Here is a 9,393-nt window from a genome sequence, read left to right as displayed (position 1 = left end):
TCCACGTAGTGGTGGGTGGGCACGCGGGTGATGCCACGGCCGAACAGCGGCATGTAACCGGACAGGCTCAGGGCCAGGTCGATATCGGTACCGCCACGGGCGATACCCCAGGCGCGATGGATGCGTGGCGCTTCGCTGCCGCCCACTTCGGCGTGCGCGATATCGGTGGTGCCGCCGCCGATATCGACGATCACCGCCTGATGCCGATCGCTGCTTTCAGCGTGGTAATGCATGGCAGCGGCAGCGGGTTCTTCAAGGAAGTCGATCTGGTCGAAGCCGGCCTGGTTGGCCGCTTCGCGCAGGATGTCCAAGGCCTGGTCGTTGCCGGCCTCGCCGATCGAACTGCGGAACTGCACCGGGCGGCCGAGCAGGGCGCTGCGCAGCGGCTGGCCGAGCTGGGCGCTGGCGGTCAAGCGGATGTGTTCGAGGATGTGCGCGGCGATGCCGGTGATGGTCTGCCGCGCGCGCGGGTGCAGGTTGTAGCCGAGCATGGACTTCGGGCTCTGCACGAGGTTTCCTTCGTGCTCCTCGAAATATGCTTCCAGCGCGTCGTCGCCATAGACCGCGTTCTGCAGCAGGTCGCTGGCGCTGCGTTCCTTTCCAGCGCGAGCCTCCATCCACTCCCGGCGCAGGGCGCGCAATGCCTCGCGGCGCAGGGCCTGTGGCGTGCGTTCCTGGCCAGCGGCGCGGGCTGCACGGGCGGCGCTGTCGATCAGCTGCTGCAGTTCGTGTTCCTGCCCGGCGTCGAGCTGGAAATCGTCCGGGTCGGGCACCACGCCGGGGAAGTACACGCTGGTACGGAACTGTTCGGCCTCGCCGAAGCGGATCGGCAGCAGCTTCCCATCACGCACGATGGCGGCGGCGGAGTTGCTGGTACCGAAGTCGATGCCGAGGCGCATGGGGGAGGTCCGGGGACGATCAGGGGCCGCGCACTCTGCTGGAGTTTGCCGCGCGCTGCAAGTTCCGGTGCCTCCCCTGTGCGGGGGCGGGCGAGACCCCAGCCGGACCGGCGCCGGAAAATGAACGAAAAGGCCGGGCGGTTACAATGGCGGCTGTTGATTCATTTTGAGGTACTTGCGATGTCTTCTGTTCCCGCCTGCCCGCAGTGCACCCTGGAAAACACCTATGCCGATGGCGCGCTGTGGATCTGCGCCGACTGCGGCTTCGAGTGGACGGCCGAAGAAGGTGCTGGCTCGACCCTGGTCGTGCGTGACAGCAACGGCAATACCCTGCAGACCGGCGACACCGTCACCGTGATCAAGGACCTGAAGGTCAAGGGTTCTTCGATCCCGCTCAAGCAGGGCACCGTCATCCGCAACATCCGCCTGGTTGAAGACGATGCCGAACACATCGAAGGCAACTCGGACAAGATCAAGGGGCTGGTGCTGAAGACCTGCTTCCTCAAGAAGGCCTGATCGCGCCTCAGCGCTTGGCCTGCTGCGCCCGCCAGCGGGCCAGGCTATCCAGCTTGGCCTGGTAGCGGGCCTGCTGCGTTGAACCACCCAGTTCCTGCGCCCGCAGAAGTTCGCGGTCTGCACGCTGCAGCCGGCCGGTCAGGAAATACACCCGCGCCAGGCCGAAGTGGAACTGGTGCGCGGTGTCGTACAGGCGCACCGCCCGCCGGTAGTACGTGATCGCCTTGTCCATGTCGCCAGCACGTTCGGCCTGGGCGCCGTGCATGTACTGCGCGAACGGATCCTCGCGCTGCACCGACTGCAGTTTCTTCTGCATCGACTGCGCCTGCGCGGTCATGCCGAGCTTGCGATAGAGCGCACTGGCGTTGTTCAGCGCCGCACTCTGGCGGCCGTCCAGGCGCAGGGCGGTGTCCAGCGCGGTGCGAGCTCCCTGGTCGTCACCCAGGCGGTTGTCGAGCACGCCAATGTTGTTCCACGTCGATGCGAATGTGGGGTCCTGCGCCAGCGCCGTATCGAAGAAGGCACGCGCCCCGCTCAGGTCGCCGTCGGCCAGATGCTCCGCGCCGCGGTTGTTGTAGTAGTGCGCCAGCGCCCGCTCACGGCCGATCGGCTGCGGCCCATGGCGGTCGTACAGCACGTTGCGGTCCAGGTCGACGGTGCCGTAGCGGCCGCCGACATCCACGCCGGCGTTGACGTGCCCAACGTTGTAGACCACGCCTTGGTCCTGGTCCTGGTACCACGACACCACCTGGCCGACTTCCTGCACCCGCGCCTGGATGCCGGCCTCACGGGCGAGGGTGACGAACAGCAGGGTGAAGGCGAGGCAGTTGGCGCGCTGGTGCTGCCAGATCTCGCTGACGGTGTAGGTCGCATCGGCGTCGTACTGCAGGTCCAGACCGTGCTGGCTGAAGATCATTTCCACCAGCGCCTGCAGGCGCTGGTCACGCGAGTAGCTGCGGCTGATCACCTGCTTCTGCAGCATCTCGCGCATCGCCGGCGGGATCGCGAACACTTGTTCGGGCGTCGGCACGCTGGCGGCGGTGACCTTTACGGTGGAGATGGTCGGGATGGCGGGCGCAGGAGCCGGCGCGTCCTGCGCGGACAGGGCTGGCGCGCCGAGCGCAGCCAGCGACAGGAGAAAGCATCGAGCGGCAAGACGGCGCATGACGGTTTCCGGCAGCGGCGGGCGCTCCCGCCTGCGGCCAGTGTAGACCTGCATGTGGCGGTCCGCATCCATCGGCGATCAGCGCGTCGATCATCCACAGCCGGTGTGGACCAGCGCGCGACAAACCTGTGGACAACCGCCTCCGGGCCTTGCCTGGCGCGGCGTGTGAAATGCTGGTGAAAAAACAGCCAGCTTGCCCGGCGTTGCCAAGGGCGGGATCATCCACGCATGGACTTCGCCCCGCTGACCCTCGCTCCCGCGCATTGGCAGGCACTGCAGGATGCCTATGCGACGCCGCCGCGCGCCTATCACCACTTCGGCCACGTACGCGCGGTCCTGCAGCATTGCCAGGCGGTTGCCGAGGGGCCGGGTTGGCAGCAGCCGGCCGAGGTCTATCTGGCGGCGCTGTACCACGATGCGGTCTACCAGGCCGGGCGCAAGGACAACGAGGCAAAGTCGGCCGCGCTGGCACTGCAGGCCATCGCGGCCTCGCCGGAACTGGCATCGGTCGATGCCGGCCGGGTCGAGCAGTTGATCCTGCTTACCGCCCGCCATGGCGAGCTGGGCCCGGCCGATGTCGATGCCGAAGCCGCGTTGTTCCTGGATTGCGACATGGCGATCCTGGCGGCGCCGGAAGCGGTGTTCTCCGCCTACGACCGTGGCGTGGCCGAAGAGTACAAGGGCGTGGTGCCCGGTTTCCTGTACCGCGCCGGACGCCGCCGCTTCCTGCAGGGGCTGTTGCGCGCGCCGCGGATCTTCCTCAGCGACTTTTTCGACCAGCGGCTTGATGCTGCCGCGCGGGCCAACCTGCGTCGCCAACTGGGCGCCTGAGCGCACCGCTACACTATCCACCTGCAACCGCGTGGTGTTGTTTCCAGCCGTGACCGTCTCCGATACCCCTGCCGATCCCCGTCCGCTGCCGCCGGAAGAACCCGGCCCCAACGAATGCTGCGGCAGTGGCTGCCCGCTGTGCGTGCTCGACCTGTACAGCGAGGAGCTGCAGCGTTACCGCAAGGTGCTGGCTGAGTGGAAGGCGCGGCATCCGGACGCCGACCCATGAGCCGTGCCCGTCCAGCCGCGATGCTGGCGCTGGTGGCACTGCTGTTGTTCGTGGCAACCGCGTTGTGGACGCAGTTCGCGCGCGCGGATCTGGATTGGGTGAAGGCTACCTTGAGCTTGTACCTGCATGGACCGTGGGGCCTGGCGCTACGCACGGCCTACTGCATGCTGGCACTGGCCATCGCCGTGCTCGGCATCGCGTTGTACCGGTACAGCGTGGGGCCGCGGCGCAGCGCAGCGGCACTGTTGTTGTTCTGCGTGGCTGCCGGCGGCCTGGCCACCGTTGCCATCGGTGACAGCTGGCTGCCCGAGGCAACGCCGTTGCTGGCGCCACTGATCCACGGGCTGGCCGCCAATACCGCCTTCCTGTGTGCCAGCGTGGGCATGCTGCTGCAGGCCTGGTACCTGCGCCGTGAGCCGGGCTGGCGAGGCAGTGCGGCACTGCTGTGGGGCTGGGCATGGCTGGCCTTCGTGCTGCTGTGGATGCACGTGCTCTGGCGTGGTGGCCCACCGCGCGGGCTGGGGCAGAAACTGGTGATCGCGGTGATCGTCGGCTGGTTGATCTGGCTGGCGCTGGCGCTGTATCGCCGCGGGCGTGCCGCCGGCACCCGCTGAATCGACCACCTGCTGTGTTGCGGGACGCCTGTACCGGTACGTGCCGTGCACGCAGCGGCGGCGTATCGTGTGCGCATTCCAACGGGATGCGAAACGATGCGTGCAGGGCTGGGCAGGGCGATGGGGCTGGTGTTGGCGTTGGCGGCGTTGCCAGCGATGGCCGCTGTGCAGCAGGTCAGCCACGGACGCTTCGATCAGGTACCGGTGCATGTACCGGCCGGGGCGCCACAACGGGTGGTGATCTGGTTCCATGATGGCGCCGATGCTGGCCATACGCCTATCGAAGCGCTGCGCGCCGATGGTGCGCTGGTCGCATCGGTGGATGTGGCCCACCTGCGCGGCGTGCTCAAGCGCGAAGGCAACAGCAGCTGCGCGTTCGGGGCGGGCGATGTCGAGAATTTCTCGCGTTGGGTGCAGGCATTCCTGCATCTGCCGGGGTATCACCTGCCGTTGGTTGGCGGCAGCGGCGAAGGCGCCGAACTGGCCTATGCGCTGGCAGCGCAGGCCGACACCCAGGTCTTTGCCGGCCTGTTGACCTCGGGCTTCTGCCCGGCCCACACGCACGAGCGAATGGTCTGCGGCGATGGCGTGAAGCACGACCGCCTGCAGCCCAGTGATCTGAATTTCCCGTGGTTGAACGCGGCCGGTGCGCCGGGGTGTTCAACCAACAGTGCAGGCCCGTTTGTGCAGCAGGTTGCGATGGCACGCGAATTCAAGCGCACGGTCGCTGGCGATGCGACACCGGGGCTGGTGGCAGCCGCCCGGGTGATCGGCGCGCAGGCCGGGGTCGCGCTGGCACCGCCGCCGGATGCCCTGAAGGGTTTGCCGGTAGTGGAAGTGCCGGCGCAGGGCAGCGGTGACACACTGGCGGTGTTCGTGTCCGGCGATGGCGGCTGGGCCGGCCTGGACAAGGATGTAGCTGGTGCCCTGGCCGAACATGGCGTGGCGGTGGTCGGCCTCGATTCGCTGCGTTACTTCTGGAGCGAACGCACGCCGCAGGGATTTGCTGTCGATCTGCAGAAGATCATCGGTCACTACCGCCAGCAATGGCAGCGCGACAAGGTGATGTTGATCGGTTTCTCGCAGGGCGCCGATGTGCTGCCGGCCACCATCAACCAGCTGGATGCGGGCACCCGCGCCGGTCTCGAGCGCATCGTGCTGCTGTCGGTGGGCAAGAACGCCGACTTTGAATTCCATGTCAGCAACTGGCTGGGCGGTGGCGGCGGTGGTCTGCCGATCGCGCCGGAAGTAGCCAAGCTGCCGGCGGACAAGACCCTGTGCGTGTACGGTGACAAGGACGAGGATGCGTTGTGCCCCGATCTGCCGGGCAACGACGGCGTGCGCAAGGTCAAGCTGCCGGGCGACCATCACTTCGGCGGTGACTACGATCGCCTGGCCGAGGTGATCCTCAAGGGCGGCGCGTAGGCCCCTGGTAGACGCCGACCTTGGTCGGCGCTGCGGCTTGGACCATCACGGAAGGGAGCGTGTCGACCAAGGTCGACACCTACCGGGCGGCAGGTAGCGCCGGGCCATGCCCGGCGGATCGTGACCTCAATTCCGCCGCGGGTCCAGCGAGATCAGGCGCGTGGCATCCAGCAGCGCGGCCGGCAGGTGCATGCCGCCGGGCGCGGCCAGGTAGCGCGGCCGCCACTGCGGATCGAACTTCGACTTGAATCTGCGCAGGCCGCTGAAGCCATAGAAGCGCTCGCCGTGTCGTGCGAGCAGGCCGGCCAGGCGGTTCCAGCGACCGGCCAGGCGGTGCTGGGCCAGACCGGACAGCGGCGCCATGCCCAGCGAGAACCGTGCATACCCCTGCGCGCGGCCCCACAGGAACAGCTCGATGAACAGGAAATCCATCGTGCCCTTCGGTGCGTCGCTGACGTGGCGCATCAGATCCACTGACAGTTCGGCGCCGGCCGGTGCCTGCCATAGGTTGGCAAAGGCCACGATCCGGCCTTCGGCTTCGACCAGGGCGATCGGGAAACGCACCAGATAATCCGGGTCGTAGCTGCCCAGCGAGAAGCCCTTCTCGTCGCCGGACTTGTCGTCCAGCCACGCGTTGGAAATGGCATGCAGGCGTGGCAGCAGGGCAGGGATCTCTTCCGCCGGCGCAACGCGGAAGGACAGCCCGCCGCGCTTGCCGCGGTTCCAGGCTTGCCGCAGGTCGGCACGCTCACGGCCTTCCAGGCCGAAGTCGTGCAGCGGCACCATGGCCTCTTCACCCAGCTTGACCAGACCCAGCCCGAGATCGAGATAGGTCTGCCAATACGCTTCACCCACCTGGTAGAACACCGGGCGCAGGCCGAGCCGGTCGGCTTCCTCACGGAAGCGCCAGATCAATGCACGCGCCACCTCGGGCGGCCCGACCGGGTCGCCCATCGCGATCAGCGAGCCGCCGTAGCGCTGCATCATCACAAAGCCCTTGTGTTCCGCATCGCGCAGCACCGCCTTGTCGGCGGTCAGCACCAGGCAGGCCTGGGTATCGGCAGCACCTGCCAGCACCGGTGCCAGCGCCTGCAGGGTTGCGTCGTCGGCAGGCGGCAGCGGGCTGCGCGTGCTGTGCAGCAACCGCGCCAGCCCGAACATCACCAGTGCCATCGCCACCAGCAGCAGCGCACGCAGCGCGCGTGGCGCGTTGCCGGACACCGCGAACTGCCACCACAGCTCGTTCTGGTATTCGACGTGGCTGTAAGTGAAGAACAGCAGCCACGTCACCGCCACCAGCACCAGGCCGAGGTTGCGCAGCCATGGCCACGACCAGGCTTCGTCCAGCAGCGCGCCCTGGCGATAGAACTCGCGCCGCGCCGCCCACAGCGCCATCGCCACCAGCAACGCCGACAACGCGATCAGTGGTTGGCCACCGCGCAGCCAGATCGGTAGCGGCGCGATCACGCAGATTGCCATCGCCAGCATCCAGGCCGCGTGGCTGCGGCGGGCCAGGCCCTGGCCGATCAACAGCAGGGCGACGCCGCCCAGGCTGCCGATCAGGTGCGAGGTTTCCAGGATCGGCAGTGAGGCATTGATCAGGTGCCGCCGTGGTGTGGGCAGGGTGCCGTCGATGACCAGCGCGGCGCCAACGCTGAAGGCGGCCAGCGCGATGATCTGCGGCAACCACGGACGCAGCGCATACCAGCCGGCGCGGGTTGCACCTGCGCTGGCCTGCAGCGGTTGCCGCAGCGCGGGTGCCAGTGCCAGCACGGTTGCCAGCAGCAGCGGCAGCACGTAGTAGCTGACGCGGTAGATCAACGCCGCCGCCAGCACCGCCGCGGGCGCCACCTGCGGCAGCAGCTTCAGCAGGCTCCACTCGAACACGCCCAGGCCGGCCGGCACGGTGGAGATCAGGCCGGCCAGCACGGCCACCAGATACAGGCCGACGAAACCGGGCAGGCCGGTCGGCGTGGAATCCGGCAGCAGCACGTAGAACGCCGCACTGGCCAACACCAGCTCGACCACGCTGAGCACGGTGACACCCAACATGGTGCGTCGGTCGGGCAGCCACAGGCCATGGCCGAAGATGCGGAACTGGCGACCGTCGCGGCCGACCAGGATGAAGGTGGCGGCAAAGGCGATCAGCGCGACGATGCCGACCACGCGTACCGCGGAAGGGTCCAGCGGCAGCGCAAGCGCGGCCGCGGCTGGCTCCATGCACAGCGCCACGCCGATCAGCAGCCATGCGCCGAAGATGAAGCCCAGCGTGCTCATCAGCACCACCTGGCCGATCTGCGCCAGGTCCAGGCCGGCACTGCGATAGCCGCGCAGGCGCACGGCACCACCGGTGAGTGCGGCAAAGCCCACGGTCTGGCCCAGGGTGTGGGCCAGGAACGCGGTGATGCCGATGCGCGCCGGGTGCACGCGGATGCCGCTGCGGCGCAGGCCGATTGCATCGAAGCCGATCAGGCACGCATAGCTGGCCAGGCCGAGCAGCACGGTCAGCGCGATCTGGGCAGCGCTGAGCTGGCGGAAGGCCTGGCGGATCGCGCGATAGCCGTGCTCATCGAATTCACCGGCCAGCCCGTGCAGGGCCAGCGCCAGGATCAACAACGGAACGACGATGGTGACGACCCGCTTCCAGGTCGGGGCAGCGGCGGCAGGGACGGAATCGGTAGGGGCGGTCATCGGCGCAAGGGTGCGTCAGTAGGGGCGAGGGCGGTGTCAACGCAGGGCGTCGCGCATCGTGCGCCTGCCAGCGCGGTTTGACCAGCGGTGCGGCTGTGCCGCCGGTGGCGGTATTCAGTGGCCGCACCGGGCACACACTTGCAACGCCGGCTGGGTGAGAATGCAGTTCAGACCACCCGCAGGAGCCACGCCCATGATGGAGCGTTACGACGTCGGACCGCGCATGTCCGAGATGACCGTGTACAACAAGGTCGCCTACCTTTCCGGCCAGATTCCGGAAGACACCAGCCAGGACATCACCGGGCAGACCCGGCAGGTGCTGGCCGAGATCGACAAGCTGCTGGCGCTGGTGGCCAGTGACCGCCAGCACGTGCTGCGTGCGGAGATCTTCCTGGCCGACATGGCTGACTTCGAGGGCATGAACAAAGCGTGGGACGAGTGGGTGGTGGAGGGCGCGACCCCGGCCCGCGCCACCGTCGAAGCCAAGCTTGCGCACGCCGAATGGAAGGTCGAGATCATCGTTACGGCGGCCGTGCCGTAATGACCGGGCAGGGGGCAGATCCGTTTTCCAACGGGAAAGGGATCTGACCCCATTCGCCGGGGAGGCGACGCTGCGACGCCTGTTACGGCTGCGGTTGTAACCGTGTGCTTGCCTGCGCGCACAAGGCCACGCAGGCCAGCATCAAGCCTTCCATGACCCGGTCGCCGACGTATTCCTCCGGCGCCCCATTCTGCCGGGCGAGTTCGGCGGCCAGCATGACCTCCTGCACCACGCGCAGCCCTGCCAGCGCGCAGTCGGCATCGGCCAAGGCCATGCACCGGCTGGGAAGTTGATGCCGTTCCGGCCACGGTTGGCCGTCGGCCGCCGCGCCATTGCCGATACGCCGCAAGGTCGCAACCAGCGTGGTGGGATCACAGGCTGGTGCCTGTTGCGTGTCCTCGTCGGCGTCTGCCGGGCCAAGGTAAGCGTGCAGATGGGGGAAATCCGATGCGTTCATGGCAAGGCTCCGTGCAGGACAGACG

Annotated in this window: 10 protein-coding genes; 6 read left to right on the top strand and 4 right to left on the bottom strand. The window is 67.8% G+C overall.

The features are described from left to right. The coding region (locus tag DBR20_RS12415; protein WP_108266382.1) for an Hsp70 family protein at nucleotides 1–899 on the bottom strand (899 nt) is incomplete at its 3' end. A gap of 180 nt (nucleotides 900–1,079) precedes the next feature. Here DBR20_RS12415 and DBR20_RS12410 point away from each other — a divergent pair. Continuing rightward, on the top strand, nucleotides 1,080–1,415 hold the full coding sequence (locus tag DBR20_RS12410; RefSeq protein ID WP_099818962.1) for a zinc ribbon domain-containing protein YjdM: 336 nt from the start codon (nucleotides 1,080–1,082) through the stop codon (nucleotides 1,413–1,415). A 7-nt stretch (nucleotides 1,416–1,422) separates the two neighbouring features. Here the strand turns inward: DBR20_RS12410 and DBR20_RS12405 are convergent, their stop codons facing one another. Further along, a complete protein-coding gene (locus DBR20_RS12405; protein WP_108266383.1) occupies nucleotides 1,423–2,580 on the bottom strand; it encodes a tetratricopeptide repeat protein in 1,158 nt (385 codons plus the stop codon). 228 nt (nucleotides 2,581–2,808) lie between these two features. On the opposite strand from DBR20_RS12405, the gene DBR20_RS12400 reads away from it, so the two are divergent. The 4 genes from DBR20_RS12400 (at nucleotide 2,809) to DBR20_RS12385 (ending at nucleotide 5,679) form a co-directional block, all read left to right on the top strand. Further along, nucleotides 2,809–3,411: a hypothetical protein gene (locus DBR20_RS12400; protein WP_108266381.1), complete on the top strand. Its 603-nt coding sequence runs from the start codon at nucleotides 2,809–2,811 to the stop codon at nucleotides 3,409–3,411. A 49-nt stretch (nucleotides 3,412–3,460) separates the two neighbouring features. After that, nucleotides 3,461–3,640, top strand: a complete 180-nt coding sequence (locus DBR20_RS12395; RefSeq protein WP_229980123.1) for an oxidoreductase-like domain-containing protein — start codon at nucleotides 3,461–3,463, stop codon at nucleotides 3,638–3,640. Then, nucleotides 3,637–4,254: a DUF998 domain-containing protein gene (locus DBR20_RS12390; RefSeq protein ID WP_108266379.1), complete on the top strand. Its 618-nt coding sequence runs from the start codon at nucleotides 3,637–3,639 to the stop codon at nucleotides 4,252–4,254. Before DBR20_RS12395 ends, DBR20_RS12390 begins: the two co-directional genes overlap by 4 nt. Before the next feature lie 96 nt (nucleotides 4,255–4,350). Beyond that, nucleotides 4,351–5,679 carry an AcvB/VirJ family lysyl-phosphatidylglycerol hydrolase gene (locus tag DBR20_RS12385; RefSeq protein ID WP_308812614.1) on the top strand — a complete coding sequence of 443 codons (1,329 nt, stop codon included), beginning with the start codon at nucleotides 4,351–4,353 and terminating at the stop codon, nucleotides 5,677–5,679. A 126-nt stretch (nucleotides 5,680–5,805) separates the two neighbouring features. Here the strand turns inward: DBR20_RS12385 and mprF are convergent, their stop codons facing one another. Beyond that, entirely contained in the window at nucleotides 5,806–8,370 is a 2,565-nt protein-coding gene (gene mprF / locus DBR20_RS12380) for a bifunctional lysylphosphatidylglycerol flippase/synthetase MprF (protein ID WP_108266377.1), read from the bottom strand. 193 nt (nucleotides 8,371–8,563) lie between these two features. Between mprF and DBR20_RS12375 the strand changes: the two genes are divergently transcribed. After that, entirely contained in the window at nucleotides 8,564–8,911 is a 348-nt protein-coding gene (locus tag DBR20_RS12375) for a RidA family protein (RefSeq protein ID WP_025879081.1), read from the top strand. Nucleotides 8,912–8,993: 82 nt separating this feature from the next. Here DBR20_RS12375 and DBR20_RS12370 read toward each other — a convergent pair whose 3' ends face one another. Further along, nucleotides 8,994–9,368 (bottom strand): hypothetical protein, encoded by a 375-nt coding sequence (locus DBR20_RS12370; RefSeq protein WP_108266376.1) that lies wholly within the window; start codon nucleotides 9,366–9,368, stop codon nucleotides 8,994–8,996. Nucleotides 9,369–9,393: the final 25 nt, after the last annotated feature.

The sequence above is a fragment of the Stenotrophomonas sp. HMWF023 genome (genome assembly GCF_003060985.1).
Classification (GTDB): Bacteria; Pseudomonadota; Gammaproteobacteria; order Xanthomonadales; family Xanthomonadaceae; genus Stenotrophomonas; species Stenotrophomonas lactitubi.
This window is presented reverse-complemented; position numbering and strand designations above follow the sequence as displayed.

What these genes read in the sequence shown, in the direction of transcription:
- DBR20_RS12410 (WP_099818962.1), top strand. Translation starts at nt 1,080, where the DNA reads ATGTCTTCTGTTCCCGCCTGCCCGCAGTGCACCCTGGAAAACACCTAT.
- DBR20_RS12405 (WP_108266383.1), bottom strand. Translation starts at nt 2,580, where the DNA reads ATGCGCCGTCTTGCCGCTCGATGCTTTCTCCTGTCGCTGGCTGCGCTC.
- DBR20_RS12400 (WP_108266381.1), top strand. Translation starts at nt 2,809, where the DNA reads ATGGACTTCGCCCCGCTGACCCTCGCTCCCGCGCATTGGCAGGCACTG.
- DBR20_RS12390 (WP_108266379.1), top strand. Translation starts at nt 3,637, where the DNA reads ATGAGCCGTGCCCGTCCAGCCGCGATGCTGGCGCTGGTGGCACTGCTG.
- DBR20_RS12385 (WP_308812614.1), top strand. Translation starts at nt 4,351, where the DNA reads ATGCGTGCAGGGCTGGGCAGGGCGATGGGGCTGGTGTTGGCGTTGGCG.
- mprF (WP_108266377.1), bottom strand. Translation starts at nt 8,370, where the DNA reads ATGACCGCCCCTACCGATTCCGTCCCTGCCGCCGCTGCCCCGACCTGG.
- DBR20_RS12375 (WP_025879081.1), top strand. Translation starts at nt 8,564, where the DNA reads ATGATGGAGCGTTACGACGTCGGACCGCGCATGTCCGAGATGACCGTG.
- DBR20_RS12370 (WP_108266376.1), bottom strand. Translation starts at nt 9,368, where the DNA reads ATGAACGCATCGGATTTCCCCCATCTGCACGCTTACCTTGGCCCGGCA.